Here is a 19,496-nt window from a genome sequence, read left to right as displayed (position 1 = left end):
TATGAAACCGCCTCTGATTCTAATAGACGGATCTTCCTATTTCTTTAGAGCGTTTCATGCCCTTCCACCATTGACAAACTCCAAAGGCCAGCCTACAGGCGCCATTTATGGAGTTGCCAATATGATTAAAAAAATAATCAAAGATTATCAACCAGAAGAAATAGCCGTTGTCTTTGATGCCAAAGGGAAAACATTCCGAGATGAATGGTATCCAGAATACAAGGCACACAGACCACCAATGCCTCAAGAATTAAGCTCTCAGTTTCAACCGCTAATCCAGTTACTGCAAGCAATGGGATTGCCCTTGCTTATCATCGATGGAGTCGAAGCAGATGATGTGATTGGCACTTTGGCAAAACAAGCCACAGAGCAAGGCATACCAGTTGTTATATCAACCGGTGATAAAGACATGGCACAATTGGTCAATGAACATGTCTCCCTCATTAATACAATGAGTAATTACAGTATGGATATTGATGGTGTCAAAGCAAAATTTGGTGTAACACCTGAGCAAATCATTGATTACCTCACTCTCATTGGAGATAGTGTAGATAATATTCCGGGAGTAGAGAAATGCGGTCCCAAAACAGCTGTAAAATGGCTGACAGAGTATCAAACGCTTGATAATTTGCTTGCACACGCCAACGAAATTGGCGGCAAAATTGGTGAATATTTGCGTGCCAGCATCCCTCATTTGCCACTCTCAAAAAAATTGGTCACTATCAAAACTGATTTGGATTTGCCCTTAAATTTAAACCAATTGATGCCCAAACCGGCTGATAGCGAGCAATTAATTAAATTAACTCGTGAATTAGAATTTAAGTCATGGCTTAAAGAGTTACTACAGGAAGAAGAGAATCAAAAATCACCCAAAGAAATGGATGCCAGCAATAATAAATCCTATGAAATAATAACGACTCATAAACAGTTAAATCATTGGCTTAATAAGCTAGAGCAAAGTCAACAATTTTGCATCGACACGGAAACAACCAACCTTGATGTCATGCAAGCTGAATTGGTAGGCATCTCTTTAGCAGTTGAGGAAGAAAATGCATCTTATATTCCCCTTGCTCATACTGATGGCAGTACACAGTTAGTAAAAGAAGAAGTTTTAACTGCTTTAAAGCCTATTTTGGAAAATCCAGCTATAGGAAAAATAGGGCAAAACATTAAATATGATTACAGTGTCCTTAAAAATTATGGCATTACCTTAAAAGGCATTGGGTACGACACCATGCTGGAATCCTATGTGCTCAATAGTGGTGCAGGCAGACATGATATGGATTCTCTAGCTTTAAAATATCTGGGTTATAAAACAATAAGTTATGAGGATGTTGCGGGAAAGGGAGCCAAACAGCTCCGTTTTGACCAAATTCCAGTAGTGAAGGCCGGGATCTATGCAGCCGAAGACGCTGACATTACTTTGCGATTACACCATAAGCTGTACCCCATGCTGGATGAGTCATTGCGTAACGTGTTGCATGATATCGAGATACCTTTACTCACTGTTCTCGCAGACATGGAAATGCACGGCGTTCTCATCGACCCAGTCATTCTGGAAAAGCACGGAAGTCGTTTGAAAGAACAAATGAAATCTCTGGAACAGGAAGCAGTTCAACTCGCTGGAAAAGCATTCAATCTCAATTCCCCAAAACAATTACAAGAAATACTATTTGATGAACAAAAACTGCCTGTTGTAGCGAAAACCCCCACGGGACAGCCTTCGACCGCAGAATCTGTTTTACAGGAATTGGCTTTTGATTATCGCCTTCCTGCTGTAATTCTGGAATACCGAAGCTTATCAAAATTGGTCAGTACCTATATTGATGCCTTACCCAAAAGAATCAACCCCAAAACACATAGAGTGCACACATCCTATAATCAAGCGGTAGCAGCAACAGGCCGATTATCTTCCAGTGATCCTAACTTACAAAATATCCCTATACGGAGTGAAGAAGGAAGGTTGATTCGAACTGCCTTCATAGCACCAGAAGGAAGTCTTATCATGGCGGCTGATTACTCGCAAATCGAGTTAAGGATAATGGCGCATTTATCTCAAGATGATAACCTTTTACGAGCTTTTGCTAATGGCTGGGACATCCATGCCGCAACGGCGAGTGAAATCTTTCAAACGAATTTGGATGCTGTGTCCAAAGAACAACGAAGGCGTGCCAAGGCAGTGAACTTTGGTTTGATATATGGTATGTCTGCCTTTGGACTGGCAAAACAAATTGGTGTGGAGCGTCAGGATGCTCAACATTATATTGATACTTACTTCCGCCGTTATCCTAAGGTACTTGAATACATGGAGCGTACTCGCAAACAAGCGCATCAACTTGGTTATGTTGAAACCTTGTTTGGCCGTCGTCTCTACTTGCCTGAAATTAATTCACGCAACCTAATGAGACAAAAAGCAGCTGAGCGCACTGCCATCAACGGGCCAATGCAAGGAACCGCAGCTGACATTATAAAAAAAACCATGCTGGCTATTTCCAGTTGGGAGCATTCGCAAAAGAACCCCTCTGCAAAGATGATCATGCAGGTACATGATGAATTGGTTTTTGAAGTCCGAAAGGAAGCGGTTGAAGAATGTCGCGCCATTATCCACAAGCTCATGGAACAAACTGTAAAATTATCTGTACCTCTTGTTGTGTCTATTGGCACAGGTTCTAACTGGGATGATGCGCATTGAAGCGCATAAAAGCGTTTAATTTATTGGATTTAATAATAATTAATAGAAGTTTGACTCGCAAAGGAAGGATTTTGACCACCTATAAACTCACCAAAATAATAAGACCACGTTTTATGAATACGTTCCAAACCAATGACTTTGGGCCAAGTATTATACTCATTCAAAAACAGGCCATGACTCTTAAACACTTTAATAAAGTTTTCTCGCATAGCATCGGAATCAGACCAGGCTACAATAGGAAGTTGCGGGTATTTTTGCAATAAAATTCCTGCAAGCTCGGGACCGTTGCAGTTCATTTCATCAGGGCTGGCACCCAGATCACCATCAACAATGACGATATCGGGGCAATAGTTATTGACAAAGGATAATGCGGCTTGACTATTATTGACAATAGTCACTGAAATTGATGCAACAACCGACTCCAACAATCGGCGCAAACAAAAGGCATTAAAAGCACTGTCCTCAACAATTAATACACGCATCACTGCTCCCTCTTAACTACGAGAGAAGTATAATGTGCGAACCTTAAGAAAATCTTAAGAAATAGAATTAATCCAGTTAAAAATTACAAATTGAAAAATCAACGAAGTTCCCTATTAAATTTTTTTTACAAATTGTGATTTTAATTTCATGGCGCCTATCCCGTCGATCCTGCAGTCAATGTCATGATCGCCGTCAACCAGACGGATATTTTTTACTTTAGTTCCTACCTTTATCACTTGAGAAGAGCCCTTTATTTTTAAATCCTTGACGACCGTTATCGTATCTCCATTTTGCAACAGGTTACCATTGGCATCTTTGATAATTTTCGCAGACTCTTCGTCATTGTTATTACTGTTTTTTGGCCATTCATGCGTACACTCAGGGCAAATTAATACGTCACCGTCCTCATAACAGTATTCAGAAAGACATTTAGGACAATTGGGCAATTGGTTCATTTTGTTGAAAAACCCTGAATTAAATTGATTACAAACTATTTTACTCTAATAGCAAGCATTTTAAAAATTTCTGACTACATTGATCTGTAATTGAACAATTCTGGAATGGCCGGATAAATAACGATTTTTTAATCATTATTTATCCAACGAAATAGAAATGCTATGAATTATGGAGTGGATTAGTCAATACGTATTCTTCTTGGCATTGCTCTTCTTTACCTTTCGTGGGAGTTCTTCTTGATAGAATGCTTGGGAAATGACCAACCGGATGAATATTGTTTGTGCTCAGCAATTGAGAACCACCCAAACCCCGCATAGCCTCATGGCTGCTTTGCTTAACAGCAGGAACAGCCTCTTCGCTTACGGACTCTGATGTAATTTCTGTTCCTTCAGCAACTACAAATCCAATAGCACTTGATAGTGCAGCAGTGCCAGTACCACTTATAGCACCTAAAGTCAAAGCTCCTAAAAGACCAACACCTGAAGGAGCAAAAACTCCGGTAGCAACCAATGTAACACCTAAAGCAAAGCCAAAACCAAAGCCAATGCCTGCAAAAGCGCCCATAATCTTTAGGGTACGAAAATCAGAAGACGGAACCGGTTGGTTAGATAAGACAGTAGCCGTTTCTTCACGCCGGGATAAATTATCCTCTTGAAGTAAAACAGGGGTCTCTTCACCGATAGAAACCTCATCCCCTTGCTCATCTGGTAATTGAACCTCTTCAGGAGAGTTCTCTTTAGGCGGGAACATTTCCCTAACATCTTCTAAATATTGAGACCATTCAAACTCCCCGGGATTTTTACGATACCCACGAATTTCCTCCTCATTGTATCCTTTACCTTTTACTGCACGCAGCATCTCAGCATAGTCTGTCGGGCTATCATCAAGGATATAAACCCGGTTGGCCCTCTCTGTTGGGTGATTAAGCCGGGAATTGACATCATTAAATTTATACCCCGACTCCAGAATGGTTAACTTGCTGATTTCTTCATCAGAAAAACCTTGATATTTGAAAACTGCTTTAATGTATTCAGCTCGATTTTTGGTGACAATATTGACAGTCACATCATCATTTTTTAGTACTTCATGGAAAAACGCCACTGCTTCAGGACTCATCAGGAAATCAACATCCTGCTGGTCATGATCAAAATTTTCGTTGTATTTTCCATATTTTGCTTCGAATAAAGCCTGAGCTTCAATTGGATCTTTCATTGGAGTGTTTTTGTAATCTTGCTCTACATCCTTTTTATAGCCTTGTAACAGTGATTGATAAAACTCGGTAAATACAGTTTCATTACCGCTTTTTCCGGTTACAGTACCATCAAAATCGGTAAAAATAATAACTTTAGGCATTGTATTTCCTTACTATTTCTCTTAATTTGAAATGACTCGATATTGTACAAAGTTTAAATTAAGAGAATATTAAGTATAGAAAATTACAAAATTATCAGGCTACCTTCCCTATACAAATTGCAATAGACTTTGCTGGAGATGAATAGCACTCCCCCTCGTCCGATCCCGGTACCTGATTAATAGAAAAAATCAAATATCTATATCGTGAGCTAACAATCGCCTGTTGGCACGAAAATAGGTCATTGGTGAATGCTCGAGTAAATCGGATAATTTTTCCATGTAGATACAGGCGAATCTATCAACTTGGTAGGCGAAGTAGCTCTCTTCCGCCCCAGCGCGAAAAACTCTTTCCCACTTGGGATTATAGAAACTGTTTTGTTCTTGTAACAATCTTGAAATTTGTAAGTCAACAGTGGATATTTGCAATTGCAAGTCATGAATTTCCTGATCATACTGTTGAGAGCTTTCGTCAATACTTCTTGTGCAAAGATCGACGTATTTCTGCTCTAACTCTTTTTTAATAGCCATGGCTTCACCAATTTTCTTTTCAATTGGCAAAGCCCTTATTTGGGATGCAATTTCTTCACCTAATTCTTCAACAACCAAAGCAGTACGCCAATTACAATCTTTTTTCAATCGTAATATATCACCGTAAATATGATCCCCTATATAGAGAATTTCATCTCCACCGACCCCGAGATCTTCAGTAAATTTTTTGGCATTACCTCCTTGGTATACACCAGGAACTATTGGGCCATGGACATTAGTCATCGTCCCGTTTTCAGGATTAACTGATAAAAATCGTAAGTTATCATAAAAGAAACGGGGTTTATTTGCCAAGGTGATAACAAACTCAAATAAACCTTGCCAGTGCTCCCCTTTATCCAGGAATGGGGACAAGGCATAATCCAACAACAATTTAGAATAAGAATATTCTGAATTGGTCAGAATAAATATCTTTTTCCCATAGCGAATAAAATGCTTCAGCCCTTCAACAACTTCCTTTTCTCTTATCACATATTTTTTCAAATTTTTAATAATTATGTTTTTCAGAGTACCATCCGAGTGAACTTTATCCACACAATATTGCACGTCTTGTGCTATGGCTTGATAGCTTGGCATTTTATCGGGATTGGTATCTTTTAAATCAACCAGCTGGCCATACAGGATGCAAAATGCTATAGAAAAAGAAGTATCAATTGCCATGTAATTCGGATCACCCAGGTCAACATAAATACTTCTGTAAATTTTTTTCTGATCGCTAAAACTGATCTGTTTCGTGCCATGGTAACTCAATCTAATGGCACCATACCGGCTCAGTTTTAAAATATTGCCATTCTTACTGTCAATCACCAAGCCACGAATGGCATCATCAAAATTAAATTTGAATTTTTTAATTTCCTCAGGATAGTGAAAGCTTTCTGCCAGTCTTTCTTTGACGAGATCATAAACTAAGGATTCAAAATTTTTCGAATTATATCGGATGAGGGTATGGTCCATGTCCAAACCAATCAGTTTAATTTTTCTCATATTTATAATTCGATTTACAAAAACCTTGTGCGTATCCATTTTTGAGGAACCTATAAAATTATTGGTAATTAATGTTTTGAGATATGAACGTATACAAGTCGACTATTTTAAATTATTCACACCACTTGCTGAAGCCACTAACACTTTATCTGCCAAACGTTTGGCAAACACTCCATTTTCAACGACACCCGGGATTACATTAAGACTGTCTTCCAAGGCCATAGGTGTTGAGAAACTCAGATTAAACACATCCAGAATAATATTACCATTATCAGTAACGAAACCTTCTCTGTATTCAGGGTCTCCCCCTAATTTAACAATTTGTCGTGCAACAAAACTACGGGCCATTGGAATGACTTCCACAGCAACGGGAAATTCCCCTAAACGTTTTACAACCTTGGATTCATCGACAATACAAATAAATTGTGTGGCTACATTCGCTACAATTTTCTCTCGAGTCAGAGCTCCTCCGCCCCCCTTTATCATTTCACCGCGTTCATTGACTTCATCAGCGCCATCAACATAGATAGGTAAATCCTGTACTGAATTTAAATCAATTACAGGGATACCTTCTGCCCGAAGCAATGCCTCGGTTGCTTTTGAACTGGCTACACAAGCCTCTATCTTATGTTTGATTGCTGCCAGTTCTTTTATAAAAAAATTAACTGTAGAGCCTGTTCCAACACCTATAACCATATCATCTTCAATATAAGCTATAGCTGCTTTGGCTGCTTTGATTTTTAATTCACTCACGAAATTGCCCTCTTTGCCTAATTACTTCATACAATGAAACACCAGTCGCCACTGACACATTTAAACTCTCTACACTTCCCATCATAGGCAAAGAAAACAATCCATCGCAATGCTCGCGGGTCAATCTTCTTAACCCGGTTCCTTCTGCTCCCATTACAAGAGCGATGTTTCCAGAACAATCCATTGCATAAAGTAAATTCTCTGCTTCGCCAGCTGCTCCAAAGATCCAGACCCCTTGTTGTTTTAAGATGTCCATAGCTCTTGCTAAATTAGTTACTCTCACCAAAGGAATTGATTCAGCAGCGCCACAAGCCACTTTACTGACCACGGGAGTAATACTCGCACTTTTATCTTTAGGAATCACAACAAAATCAACACCGGTTGCATCAGCCGACCGCAAACAAGCGCCTAAATTATGGGGATCTGTAATTCCATCCAGAATAAGAATCAGCACAGGCTTTTTACTTTTTTCTAATAAAGTAACCAAATCACTTTCACCGTATTCGGCTAATGCCGAAGCGAGTGCAACAACGCCCTGATGCGTAAACTCTGAAAACTGCTGATTCATTTTTTGCGCGCTTAGCTTTTCGATGGGGACATGGGCGTTCTCTGCCTTGACCAAAAACTCATGAAGTCTTTTATCTATTCTATCTTGATTAACAAAGAGTTTTTTGATCATTCGATGCGGGTTTGCTAATAATGCAGAAACTGCATGCAACCCGTAAACATACTGCTCATTCATTACAAACTTCATCCTCGACAGGCTCAAAATCTATTTTACGTTCGTTTAAATCAACACGAGCTACCAACACAGTCATTTTATCTCCCAAACGATAAACCTGACCGCCGCGAGCCCCTATTAAACGATGTTTTGCAGAGTCAAACGTATAATAATCGTTTTTTAAAGAAGTGACATGAACCAAGCCTTCTACATAAATTTCATCAAGTTCCACAAAAATACCAAAGCTGGTCACAGCGGATATTCGACCCTTAAATACCTGCCCCAATTTGTCTTGCATATACTCGCACTTTAACCAGGTAATCACTTCCCGGGTCGCTTCATCAGCACGGCGCTCCGTCATCGAGGAATGTTTACCCAAACGATTCATATCTTCATGGCTATATTCAAACTCATAAACAGGATGATTATCCAATAAATGCCCTATTGCTCTGTGAATTAATAGATCAGGAAATCTTCTGATTGGTGATGTAAAATGCGTGTAAGCGGAATAGGCCAAACCAAAATGACCTTCATTCGATTCAACGTACTGAGCCTGTTTTAAAGAACGCAGCATTACCGTTTCAATAAGATGCTTCTCTGGTCGGTCACCAATCATGTTCATGGTACGCTGAAAATCCTTGGGTCCAGGTTTTCTCCCCCCTCCCAATGACAATCCCAGCTCCCCTAAAAACTGCCTCAATGCAGTAATTTTATCCTCTTCAGGAGCCGCATGAACTCGGTATAAAGTAGGAATTTCAGCCTTTTCTAAAAATCTTGCTGTTGCAACATTCGCTGCCAGCATGCATTCTTCAATTAATTTATGAGCGTCATTACGTATTACAGGCACGATACATTTTATTTTCTTATTTTCATCAAATTCGATACGAGTTTCCGTAGTCTCGAAATCCATTGCTCCTCTAAGTCTACGGGTATCGAGCAGAATATGATATAAATCATAAAGAGACTCAAGCATAGGCCACAAGGCTTGATGTTTTTCATCTGCCTTGCCTTGTTCCAGCCATGCCCCAACTGACGTGTAGGTCAAACGAGCATGAGAATGAATCACTGCCCGATAAAAGCGGGATCGGGATATTTTTCCTTCTTGGGTAATCGATAACTCAGCCACCATACATAAGCGGTCAACATGGGGATTTAACGAGCAAACGCCATTGGATAAGGCTTCTGGTAGCATTGGCACCACTTTACCGGGAAAATAAACTGAATTTCCTCGCCTTGCTGCTTCTTGATCCAAAGCAGAATCCTTCGCCACATAATGACTGACGTCTGCGATAGCGACATACAATTGGAAGCCGCCTTTGGGCTTTTTGTAACAATACACAGCATCATCAAAATCTTTTGCATCTTCCCCGTCAATGGTCACAAAAGGAAGATTACGCAAATCGGTTCGCCCCTTTAATTGTTCCTCGGAAATCTGTTGTGGAATTTTACCCACTTCCGCAAGAACATCATCTGGCCATTCGAAAGGAATGCCGTGAGCATGGATTGCTACTTGAATTTCCATGCCAGGAGCCATATGCTCACCCAAAATATGGATTACTCTGCCTATAGCTTGCGAACGCTTGTTAGGATATGCGATCAACTCAACCAGCACTATTTGGCCATTTTTGGCCTCGCCAATGAATTCTTGTGGAATTGAAATATCCTGAGTCAGACGTTTGCTATCAGGAATGACAAAATTCACGCCATGATCAGTAAAAAATCGGCCTACAACCGTGGTATTCGCATGTTCCAGGACTTCGTGGATTTTAGCTTCTGGCCTTCCTCTTCTATCCAATCCAGATTGATAGGCAAGCACCAGATCTCCATGCATGACAGCCCTCATTTCTTTAGCAGAGAGCACCATATCCTCAGAACCATCATCCGGGATGAAAAATCCAAAACCATCAGGATGGCCTTGAACCGTTCCACGCAATAAATTAATTTTTTGTAATAAACAAAAGCGTCCACGCCTGTCCTGCATGATTTGGCCATCACGCAGCATAGCCTTCAAGCGAAAACCCAAGGACTCCTGCTGGCTCTCAGAGCTCAAATCCAATTTATCAAACAGTTTACTGCGAGACATTGGCCTGCCGTATTCATCCAGGATTTCCATGATGTATTCCCGGCTTGGAATTGGCTCGGCGTATTTTTCGCGTTCCCTCTTATAAAAGGGATCTTTGGATTTTTTACTCACTTTTCACCATTTTTCTCTTCAAACCTAATGCTAACTAAAACCTCTTAAGTCCTGTTCTACCATTTATCACTATAACTAGCAAGAATATGCTGCCAACTATCAGAGAATTCTGTATAAAACGCCTTTTATTCATCTTTTTCCAATCTTACAAGGCAAGAAGTCCTGCTCATAATAAAACGAAAATTTGCTTTAGATTGCATAATTCCAATCCATAGTACTCAGTATTAAAATTTTAAATTGCCTTTAGGGCTCAAGATTGAGGAGCATGGTGGCGGTCTAAACTGATTCCGTTATTTGCCAAAAACTCAGGATCACTGGGGGCAGCATCCTGATTTGTACTTTTAGTTGACATAATTGGTTGCAGCATAGAATCCATAGCCATGCCCCAAGATATTCATCGATAAATTATTTCTCCGGCAATACAAAGCCTCTTCCACCAACTGCTGCAGTTAACGCTGCTAACGAGAGGTCTTCTGCTACCCAGAAAGTACCTTGATCGCTTGCCGGTATTTTTACCCCCTTCCATTGACATACGGCAATAGCATTTTCACAAGGTATCTGTTGTTCATGCCCTGGCCTTGATTCGATGCAATTTAAAATAAAGGCAGGTTTGTCCACTAACAAAGCTGACCATTTACCAGCCTGTAATCGACTTGTCCAACCAGCACTGGCCCCAGGATCTGTGACTGGATGGGTAATCCATAGATCCAAATTGGTCACATTGTGAATAAACACCAGCTTATTTTTCTTGGCTTTTAAAGTCACTGATTGACCTTGTACAGGAACAGCCCGACAACCATCAGGAAAAGTAGATTCTGCAAAAAGCCCTGTTGAAAGCAATAAAAGATAAAAAGAGAGCAAAATTCTCATGATTCACCCCATAGTGTTTATGTAACCAAAAATTATTAAATCTTCACTAATAAACCTATCATCAATATCGGCATCGATTTAAGAAAACACTCATATAATATCCCTACTCGTATAAGACTTCCATTGATAAGTCATGCATCGGGTTGATTAATGCATTCAGAACACCTGGCTAATAAAATATGAGCTAAGGTATAAATGCCCTATAAGGACAATCCTACATTATACTTTCAAAGTTACTTGGTATTGCAGGAGTATTATAGTCAATAGACTGTTTGGATTGTTCTCCAAAGAATGTTTGAGTATTGTCTGAATAATTAACAACTCGTGTGAAGTGCGCCGGACTACTTTTAATAGTAGCTAAAAGACTAATTAACTGCTTGCGTCTTTCAGAAAAGCCTAAATGCAAAGAATTGGTTCTGCTTTCTGCAACCGGTGCATTGATGAGATCCCCTGCTTTTTTACGAGTAGGGCCGGGGGTGCGATCATCACAAAACTTTATAATTTTTGATGAGCTGTTTTCCGCATTAAAGCCATAATGCCATAATCTTTTAAAAAATTTAATTAGCCCAAAATAAAATGTTTGCACACTGGAACTCAAATCCTGTTCTACTTCCGCTTCTTTGGCAGCACTAATCAATCGTTTTTTTACTCCTTTATCCTCACAATCCCTGACTAATAGTTCACATCCTCTTTTTACTAAAGAATAATGTTTATTCTGCCCCCAATACGTTAATAAATTAATATCCGCCTGGGGGAAACTTGTGTCCTTCCTGGCCAACTGTTTTCCATAATAAAAGGCCATGTCACTTAAAATTTGCCTGTCTAATGACTGAGGTTTTTTTATCATTTCAGCTTCCAGCGCATCGTATATGACTGCGGACACATCGCGTTGAGGGAAAAATCTCAATAATTGACTGACTGGCCTGATGTAGTCTGGCATTCCTTGAAAAGAATTAAAATAATCCTGTAATAAATGCAACAATACGCTTTTCTTACCTGTATAACTCAGCAAATAAGAACATATTATGGGTGACTTCTTCTGTTTATCTCTTTTACTCCAGGTTTGCTTAATAAAATGACTCCAGTCCAGCAGAGGATGATGGTCTTTTAATTCCTTTTGCAAGAAGACTTGATCATCAAACCAGGAGCCCTTAAAAAACAAAGATTTTCCATAAAGTTCCCTGATTCCTTTAGGCATCCATAATTTATCCACCATCCTGACTAAAAAGGGTTCTGTGATTGACAATCGGGTTATTGCACGATTCAACGCTTTGTGCTTGTAAAATAAAGACGTTATCCCCGCATTGGCGCACCTGAAAAGAAGCTCGCCTAAAACACGATATCCAATATCATGTTTATTATCGAAAGGACGTTTTTTGGATAAATGCCTGCTGGTAAAACAGGCCAGTTCTTTTAATTCTTTACTTTGCCAGGCCTGAGGAGAATCGAGATTCAAATCAGTTTCAGAAAAAAGGCGTCCATGTTGATTAGCCAAAATATGTAAAGCCAATTTATACTGCGCATTTTGCTCCCAATAAGAAGTCTTATTTAACTGTGCAATAAGGGGCACTATATGCCGCCTATCAAAAAATTGGCTTACTTTGCCAATTTCCGGATTATTTACCTTCTGAATGGAGTTATGAGTTCTATCACCAAGAAACTCCTTTAACACTAATGCGGCACATGCTTCAGAATTTATTAAACGATCCAGTACAGCATCACAGATTGTCTCTTGCTTCTTATCTTGAGAAATTTCCTTGGTAATGAAAGTCAAGGCGCTACTTAGAAGATCTGGCTTTTTATATTTTTTACCATGGTAAGCAAATCGTAGTAAGACTTCTGAAAACCAGGGTTTATCATAATAATTAACCAAATAATCAGCCAAGCAAACATCAGCGCCTTGATGTTCCAAAAATCTTTGAAAATCAGATTCATACAAGCCATTCAGTAAAATAGAACGCCTTGAGTCTCGGTTTAAAATATAATGAAAAAGCTCAAGCGCATTATTTTTATTCCTGATGACGCCCAATAATTCAAATACTGTTTCATCCTCAAAATGATCGAGCAATGGATATAAAACAGATGCAGGGATTTCTCCTGGAGCCTCTTGGATTTCTTTTAATAATTTATTATTCAGCCATATGCGCTTATTGGCATCAAGGCAAATGGATTCACATTGATATAAAACCCCTATCGCGTTCTCGAATAACACATTATGTAACAGGGACTCCAATCCAAACGAGGAACTTTCCAAATCACTTTTGGACAAACCAGCTAAAACCCAGGCGGCAGCATTTTTGTGAATGGCACTTTCGCTTCTTAAACAACTCTCTTCCGTTAAATACCCTAGAACCAAACCCTCTTGATCATATAAAGGCTCATTGATATCCATAGAGCCCGTTCGAGCTAATAATACGATTTCCTCATTAACAAAAGTCATTGCAGCATTAGACTCACCAAGAAATCCAATCTTCTTCCCGGCAGAGTTATATAAAAAAATTTCTTTTTTTCTGTCTAATTCTTTGGGCAACTTATCAATTAGAGGAAAACTTTGTTTTAACCAGTGAAATAACCCGTTCCGAGCTTCGGTTTCATTATTCCCCTTAATAAAAAACCGTGAATAAATATGATTTACCACTTTAAGGAATAAATCCGAACGTAAATTGGGATAACTCAAGGCGTAATAATGATATAACACCTCTAATCCCTTATTATGTAGCTCATCTCCTCCCTTGTTCGCCTCCAGTAAACACTCCATTTGGTGAAGCAAAGCACTTTTACTAATCTCAACTCTAAACTGCAATAAGCTGTATTTTTTATCCAGCCAAAATGACTGAGCTTCCGGATGAATACACAGATTACGCTCAATCTGAGCCATATGCTCATTGATTTCATCAAAATATGGAGCATATTCTTTAAAACAAAGGTCTTGCTTATAGTCCTTCTGATTCAGAGTTAAGGTATACAAGCTGTATCTTTCAACTAATTGTTTTAAAACCTTAGGCGTACAAACCCCGACAAATTGTGGCATGGATAACAATAAAGCGATTGGATAACTGGATAACGGCTCCTTTCCTGAGTTATATGATTTAGTTATTAAATCGGATGCCAGCTGATATAGCTGAGGGGTATCAAAGAGATAAAGATCCAGTTGATTAATTTTTGTTCTTATTTCCCCCAAAAAGTCCTGGCTGGAATCAGAAAAAGCCGAACATAACCTGGTAAGCAAGTTTTTACAGTTCTGCTTCTCTTCCCCAGTCGTTTTGTTATATTCCGCTATACAATACTCAATAATCAAAAGCACAGTTTCCTGACTTAAGCCCTGAAAAAACTCTTGTTGTTTGTCTAATTTGGTGTTTTTTAATAAATCATGCAGCAACTGCATGACTAAATGGCTTTCAGGAGAAAATAAATCTCTTTTTAATTCATACTGATAAAAATCAAACACAGCCCGCATGGCATGCAAATCTATGGAAAAAGGATACTGAGCAAGGCAGACTCTAGCCTCCTTCAGTTTCTCAATCGCTTTCTCAGAAGAAACCAAAGACAACAACAATCGAATTGAGAGAGCATTGATAGATTCATCGGTTAATGAATCAAGGAAACGGGTTAACCATCCTGCCAAATCAGGTTGACGTAAAAATTGTACCAAATGGTTTCTATTGACTAAATCCAAATCTTTATTGTTTTTGACTAAAAAGGTTTCAATTAAAACATTTAAATCGGTATCTTTAGCCAGATGAGAAAAAGCTGACAAACTGCGCTCATCGGCTTGCTCCAAGATCTGAATTAAATCCTTGGCTCCTCTTTCTTTCAACGCGATAAGGACAGGTTTTGCATCACTATAATAATTCAATTGCCTCGTGCATCTCTCTGCTAATTGATTATCAACACTGGTTTCGGTCTCTTTTATTGAATCTAACATTGTCAGCAACTGCTCTGATAACTCTCGGTGAAGCAGATTGGGGGCATAAGTCAAAAAGATTGTGAGTACAGATAGCGAAGCCGGTAAACCAAATGGGACTGAGTGATTAAGCGAGAATTGATTTTTCTGAGCCGGGATTTGTTGGCAAAAGAGTTCTGTTAAATCGTGAGCATCTTCTTTAAGGTGACTTAACAACAAATGTTTCAGATCGGGAATAGGGAGCTGTTGAATTTGTCCTTTTATTATACTTATTAACTGCTTCATTACGACACTTCCCTAACATCTTAAAATAATCCTTTCCCCAATAGGGATTTAAAAGGATAATATTTTTACTATACCCTTAAACTATTGATTTGAAAACTTTAGGATAGCAAATGACGATCTGGATTGATGCCGATGCTTGCCCGAAAATGATAAAAGATATCCTCTTTCGCGCGGCCATAAGAACCAATACCAATCTTATCCTGGTAGCTAATTCCTACCTTACTTATCCAAATTCACCGTTTATTCGCTCAGTTCTTGTAGAAAAAGGCTATGACCGAGCAGATCATTATATTACGAGTCATATGAAAGCTAAAGATTTGGTAATCACAGCAGATATTCCTTTGGCAGCAGAAGTAATAGTTAAGCAAGGGTTAGCAATGAGTCCAAGAGGAGAACTGTTTACAGCCAATAATATCAAACAGCGTCTAACTCTTAGAGACATCAATGAACAATTGCGTTCAGCTGGAGAGCGCACAGGAGGCCCCTCTGCATTAAGCGCGAAAGAAAAAACCAATTTTGCCAATGCTCTGGATCGTTGGCTTGCAAAAAGCAAATAAAAGCATCAATTAAAAAACATATTGACTTTAATTTGACAAAATCGATTGCTCCTCCTAAATTTTAAGTACATCCTAAATGGACTTAAAAACATGAAACGATTCATGTTCATTCTTTTGATGTTTTTAAATTTTTACACCTTTGGAAAACCACTTATCATTGGTGTTCCGGAATTTGCGCCCCCATTTGTATCAAGATCTGGAGGAGGAGGAGAGACATATTTTGGATTTAACATCGATTTGATGAATTCCATTTGCAAGATCATTGAAATGGAATGCCAATACAAGGGCATGAATATTCAACAGCTATATACCAATCTTAACCAAGGGAAGCTTGATATTATGCTGGCTCCTACTCCAATCGTATCCACTGTTGGCACTAATTATATATTCAGTCTTCCCTATTTACCGAGCAATGCACAGGTGATAACCCTGAAAGCTAACAATGACATCAATAGCTTAGCAGATCTGAAAGGTAAAAAGGTTGGCACTTTAAAATACACGTTGTATGGTAGCCTCCTTGCAGAACATTTTCAGGATTATTTTGACCTGGTACAATTTTCCAAACTGTCTGACATGGCCCTCGCATTATCAAACCAAAAAATTGAAGCCATTGTTCTTAACACAAATGCAGCGAAATATGCGATGAGCAATTCTGCAACTGAGTTAAAATTTGTGGGCGATAAAATGGCTATAGGTGATGGTTATGGAATACTGGCCCTCAAAAATAATGCTCCTCTCATTATGAAAATCAATAAGGCTTTATTACAAATAGAAAAAGACGGGACCTATTTGGAAATCTATAATACCTATTTCGGTGATTAGGATATTATCCTGAGCAATTCACCAGGCATTTCAAAAACCCGAAACTAGATCCAACTCCAGAATTCAGGTTAAACTAATACCAATTGAACCTGCCTCTCATAATGCATTGAGCCTCAATGCATGAGATATAGTTCAAAACAGTCGAGTTCAAGTGATGGAAATAGGTATATTTTCATAGGCTAAACTCATCTTAAAGTACAATGCAAATTAATCTGCAGGATATGACATGCAAGAAAGTTTTGATCCATCAACTATCACTACCCTTCATAAAACGAGCATCATACGCTGGAAAGCCAATGGTATAGAGTATCAACATAAACAATTCCTTCAACTGGTAGAAGAAAATCATGCTTTTAATTTCCAATTATGGCATGCAGAAGACAAGGCACGCCGAGATGATATGGGCTTTGAATTTGTTTACCAAGCCAAGCGGGAAATAGATGCCTACAATCAACAACGGAATAACCGCATGGAAGCAATGGATGAATGGCTATATAAAGCATTAGAACCTGAAAACCATAATCATTGCCCCGTCAATTCCGAGTCACCTGGAATGATTATTGACAGACTATCTATTTTATCACTGAAATCCTATCATATGGACTTGCAAACAAAACGCCAGGATGTGAGCGAAGAACATAGAATTGCCTGCACACAAAAACTGGAAATCATACAGCAACAATTAAATCAATTGGCTTTGTGTCTTGATGAATTACTTAATGAGGTACGAGCTAAAACACGTACGTTCAGAGTTTACCATCAATTTAAGATGTATAACGATCCTAAGCTAAACCCAGAATTGTACTGTTCTGACTAGGTATTAATTGATTTAATGCTGACTCGCTTTTGGAATGAGGAATTGAAGGAGAGTCGGGTTGATTTCTTTTGGTTTTGGTTTCAAATATACCGAATAAAGACAGAGAATCCGTATGCCCTGGGGAATCAGTCCGAGTTTTTTCAGATTGGATTGATTCCCTTTGTTCTTCGGTTTTCTGCATAACTTCCTTCGTTATCTCAGGGCTAACCGACGCTTCTTTGCTGTCCTCCGTCAGCTTGGCCTGCTGCGCCAAGGGAGTTCGCCCCAATCCTTTGGCTAGAGCTCTTAAAGCCAGAGTAACCCCAAACAATAAAGCACTGAAGACAGATAAGACGTACATAACAGGCGTATCACGATAATGGCCATCCTCGCCCAGTTCCTGTAACGAATTCCCAGCAAAGTCAATAAATTTTTGCCCCTTACCAAATCCGGAAAATAAGGAACGCAAAACTTCAAACCATTCTTGAAAGAAAAATTGCGGTGAAGGATCTAAAGACAATCCATCATTTAGTAATTTATGAAATTCTTCAGGAGCCAACAGCTCAGTCTTATTAAATTCATCATTAAGACTATTTTTCCATTCGATCAATCGCTCATATGGACGTTCCTTTTGAGTTTCCTGCTTCTTCTGATGCCAATAATTACTCACCAAAGAATGAATAGTGAAACTGAGCACTAATACCAGACCTAAAATAATACAAGCGGTAAGCAAGGCAGGAGGAAAAGAAACACCTGCCATTACTAAAATAGAACCCACTAAAAACAAAACACTTGCAAGCGCACCATAAGCATATAATCCATTTTTCATACCCAACAAAGCAGATGATAAATATGTGCGGTTCGATTGTTGGGATAATAACTTACGACTGTCGTCAAACCGGGTTATCAAATTATGGACTAACCTTTTTAGTCGTTTGAGCTCTTCCTGATCAACTTTGTCCAGATCCATTTTGTCTTGCAATAAGAGTAATTTGGCGTAATTGGTTTCCAGCTCCTTGGTAATTAAAGCCAATTGACATTTGGTTTGCGTCACTAATAATCTCAACTGGAAATCATATTCCTCATAAATACGGGTAATAACACAAGCTACTGTATAAAAAGCACAAATAAGCGCCATTGCCATAAGCAACTGCGGTGACAATACAGCCAGACTCAATACACCAACGTAGAGATATAAACCATCAAGAAGTCCGCCTGCAGCAACAGCCCAGAATGCGAAATTACGAGTTTGCATGGTCTGGTATCTGATTCGCTTAAAATAAGAAAAGCTTTCCTCATGAGATAAAGAAATTAATTTTTTTATCTCCATGAGAAGCGCTATATTCTCACTCATCATTATTTTACGATCTTCCAGCATGCTACGTATCCAAAACCTGTTGGCTGCAGCAAATACCCCCAAAATCACTCCCATTGGAAGAATAAGAAATTTTGCATCCACTCCTCCAATTAAACTGAATGCAACAACAGCGCTTCTCCAGCCTTTGTAAGCATTTTTCAAGCCCTTCATGACATCACGAAAATATGGCCAGGCATTAGCAATAAATTTTTTATAGTAATCTTCTTTTTCATTCTCAAATTGACAGGCCAAAACAGAAAAGGTAACTAAAAATACTGACTCAACTGCAATGGTAATAAGACCGGCTGGAGAATTTAAGAATTCATGCATCGCATCGTTATCATTAGGAGATGCAAACAGATCAAAAAAATATTTGAACATGCTGTACGAGGAACTTAGGGAATCCATAACAGCGTAGGCATAATAGATACTGCGACTTTTATCGAGTTTTTGAGCGAGAATTCTACTTTGCGCGTCGATACGACCAGCAATTGCTAAAATGAAGACCAAATCAGTAGGCTTGGAAGCCTGATTTTCATCACTCGCATGAGGCATGTATAGGTATGGGGCTATCAGCTAAGATTGGGCCCTATTGTATGCATAATTAGACTTGATGTCAATTAAACTTTCATCCTGAGTTAAAAAAATACAACAATGACCTCAAACCCTTCATAATAACACATCCTATTAGCAAAATTATTAAAAAAAATAAAAAAAATTGCA

At 38.9% G+C, this 19,496-nt stretch carries 14 protein-coding genes; 4 read left to right on the top strand and 10 right to left on the bottom strand.

Annotated features, from left to right (window positions below):
- Nucleotide 1: 1 nt before the first annotated feature.
- Nucleotides 2–2,692, top strand: coding sequence for a DNA polymerase I (gene polA, locus LPG_RS00510; protein WP_010945860.1), 2,691 nt, complete (start codon nucleotides 2–4; stop codon nucleotides 2,690–2,692).
- A gap of 29 nt (nucleotides 2,693–2,721) precedes the next feature.
- Here polA and lerC read toward each other — a convergent pair whose 3' ends face one another.
- The 9 genes from lerC to lem1 form a co-directional block, all read right to left on the bottom strand.
- A complete protein-coding gene (gene lerC, locus LPG_RS00505; RefSeq protein ID WP_010945859.1) occupies nucleotides 2,722–3,174 on the bottom strand; it encodes a response regulator LerC in 453 nt (150 codons plus the stop codon).
- A gap of 114 nt (nucleotides 3,175–3,288) precedes the next feature.
- On the bottom strand, nucleotides 3,289–3,630 hold the full coding sequence (locus LPG_RS00500) for a zinc ribbon domain-containing protein YjdM (RefSeq protein ID WP_010945858.1): 342 nt from the start codon (nucleotides 3,628–3,630) through the stop codon (nucleotides 3,289–3,291).
- A gap of 160 nt (nucleotides 3,631–3,790) precedes the next feature.
- Nucleotides 3,791–4,984: a Dot/Icm T4SS effector phosphotyrosine phosphatase Ceg4 gene (gene ceg4 / locus LPG_RS00495; protein WP_010945857.1), complete on the bottom strand. Its 1,194-nt coding sequence runs from the start codon at nucleotides 4,982–4,984 to the stop codon at nucleotides 3,791–3,793.
- Nucleotides 4,985–5,173: 189 nt separating this feature from the next.
- The gene (locus LPG_RS00490; RefSeq protein ID WP_010945856.1) at nucleotides 5,174–6,553 is read right to left on the bottom strand and encodes a 5' nucleotidase; all 1,380 of its coding nucleotides are present in this window, start codon (nucleotides 6,551–6,553) and stop codon (nucleotides 5,174–5,176) included.
- A gap of 63 nt (nucleotides 6,554–6,616) precedes the next feature.
- Nucleotides 6,617–7,267 carry a ribose-5-phosphate isomerase RpiA gene (rpiA, locus tag LPG_RS00485; RefSeq protein ID WP_010945855.1) on the bottom strand — a complete coding sequence of 217 codons (651 nt, stop codon included), beginning with the start codon at nucleotides 7,265–7,267 and terminating at the stop codon, nucleotides 6,617–6,619.
- A complete protein-coding gene (rlmB, locus tag LPG_RS00480; RefSeq protein WP_015444953.1) occupies nucleotides 7,260–8,009 on the bottom strand; it encodes a 23S rRNA (guanosine(2251)-2'-O)-methyltransferase RlmB in 750 nt (249 codons plus the stop codon). Before rlmB ends, rpiA begins: the two co-directional genes overlap by 8 nt.
- Nucleotides 8,002–10,182 (bottom strand): ribonuclease R, encoded by a 2,181-nt coding sequence (gene rnr / locus LPG_RS00475; RefSeq protein ID WP_010945853.1) that lies wholly within the window; start codon nucleotides 10,180–10,182, stop codon nucleotides 8,002–8,004. Before rnr ends, rlmB begins: the two co-directional genes overlap by 8 nt.
- A gap of 405 nt (nucleotides 10,183–10,587) precedes the next feature.
- A complete protein-coding gene (locus LPG_RS00470) occupies nucleotides 10,588–11,052 on the bottom strand; it encodes a hypothetical protein (protein WP_010945852.1) in 465 nt (154 codons plus the stop codon).
- A 214-nt stretch (nucleotides 11,053–11,266) separates the two neighbouring features.
- A complete protein-coding gene (gene lem1, locus LPG_RS00465; protein ID WP_010945851.1) occupies nucleotides 11,267–15,241 on the bottom strand; it encodes a Dot/Icm T4SS effector Lem1 in 3,975 nt (1,324 codons plus the stop codon).
- 110 nt (nucleotides 15,242–15,351) lie between these two features.
- Here lem1 and LPG_RS00460 point away from each other — a divergent pair, with 110 nt between their 5' ends.
- From LPG_RS00460 to LPG_RS00450, 3 genes are all read left to right on the top strand, one after another.
- Nucleotides 15,352–15,798: a YaiI/YqxD family protein gene (locus tag LPG_RS00460; RefSeq protein ID WP_010945850.1), complete on the top strand. Its 447-nt coding sequence runs from the start codon at nucleotides 15,352–15,354 to the stop codon at nucleotides 15,796–15,798.
- 90 nt (nucleotides 15,799–15,888) lie between these two features.
- A complete protein-coding gene (locus LPG_RS00455; RefSeq protein WP_015444955.1) occupies nucleotides 15,889–16,620 on the top strand; it encodes a transporter substrate-binding domain-containing protein in 732 nt (243 codons plus the stop codon).
- A gap of 226 nt (nucleotides 16,621–16,846) precedes the next feature.
- Complete coding sequence (locus LPG_RS00450; RefSeq protein WP_010945848.1) at nucleotides 16,847–17,437, top strand: DUF4254 domain-containing protein; 591 nt, start codon at nucleotides 16,847–16,849, stop codon at nucleotides 17,435–17,437.
- Here LPG_RS00450 and LPG_RS00445 read toward each other — a convergent pair.
- Nucleotides 17,403–19,328, bottom strand: coding sequence for a hypothetical protein (locus LPG_RS00445; protein ID WP_015444956.1), 1,926 nt, complete (start codon nucleotides 19,326–19,328; stop codon nucleotides 17,403–17,405). The genes LPG_RS00450 and LPG_RS00445 overlap by 35 nt on opposite strands.
- Between the last annotated feature and the right edge of the window lie 168 nt (nucleotides 19,329–19,496).

The sequence above is a fragment of the Legionella pneumophila subsp. pneumophila str. Philadelphia 1 genome, from assembly GCF_000008485.1.
Taxonomy (GTDB): Bacteria; Pseudomonadota; Gammaproteobacteria; order Legionellales; family Legionellaceae; genus Legionella; species Legionella pneumophila.
The sequence above is the reverse complement of the archived record's forward strand: the minus strand, read 5'-3'. Positions and strand labels throughout refer to the sequence as shown.

What these genes read in the sequence shown, in the direction of transcription:
- LPG_RS00455 (WP_015444955.1), top strand. Translation starts at nt 15,889, where the DNA reads ATGAAACGATTCATGTTCATTCTTTTGATGTTTTTAAATTTTTACACC.
- rlmB (WP_015444953.1), bottom strand. Translation starts at nt 8,009, where the DNA reads ATGAATGAGCAGTATGTTTACGGGTTGCATGCAGTTTCTGCATTATTA.
- LPG_RS00500 (WP_010945858.1), bottom strand. Translation starts at nt 3,630, where the DNA reads ATGAACCAATTGCCCAATTGTCCTAAATGTCTTTCTGAATACTGTTAT.
- LPG_RS00470 (WP_010945852.1), bottom strand. Translation starts at nt 11,052, where the DNA reads ATGAGAATTTTGCTCTCTTTTTATCTTTTATTGCTTTCAACAGGGCTT.
- lem1 (WP_010945851.1), bottom strand. Translation starts at nt 15,241, where the DNA reads ATGAAGCAGTTAATAAGTATAATAAAAGGACAAATTCAACAGCTCCCT.
- polA (WP_010945860.1), top strand. Translation starts at nt 2, where the DNA reads ATGAAACCGCCTCTGATTCTAATAGACGGATCTTCCTATTTCTTTAGA.
- LPG_RS00460 (WP_010945850.1), top strand. Translation starts at nt 15,352, where the DNA reads ATGACGATCTGGATTGATGCCGATGCTTGCCCGAAAATGATAAAAGAT.
- LPG_RS00490 (WP_010945856.1), bottom strand. Translation starts at nt 6,553, where the DNA reads ATGGATACGCACAAGGTTTTTGTAAATCGAATTATAAATATGAGAAAA.
- LPG_RS00450 (WP_010945848.1), top strand. Translation starts at nt 16,847, where the DNA reads ATGCAAGAAAGTTTTGATCCATCAACTATCACTACCCTTCATAAAACG.
- ceg4 (WP_010945857.1), bottom strand. Translation starts at nt 4,984, where the DNA reads ATGCCTAAAGTTATTATTTTTACCGATTTTGATGGTACTGTAACCGGA.
- lerC (WP_010945859.1), bottom strand. Translation starts at nt 3,174, where the DNA reads ATGCGTGTATTAATTGTTGAGGACAGTGCTTTTAATGCCTTTTGTTTG.
- LPG_RS00445 (WP_015444956.1), bottom strand. Translation starts at nt 19,328, where the DNA reads ATGCCTCATGCGAGTGATGAAAATCAGGCTTCCAAGCCTACTGATTTG.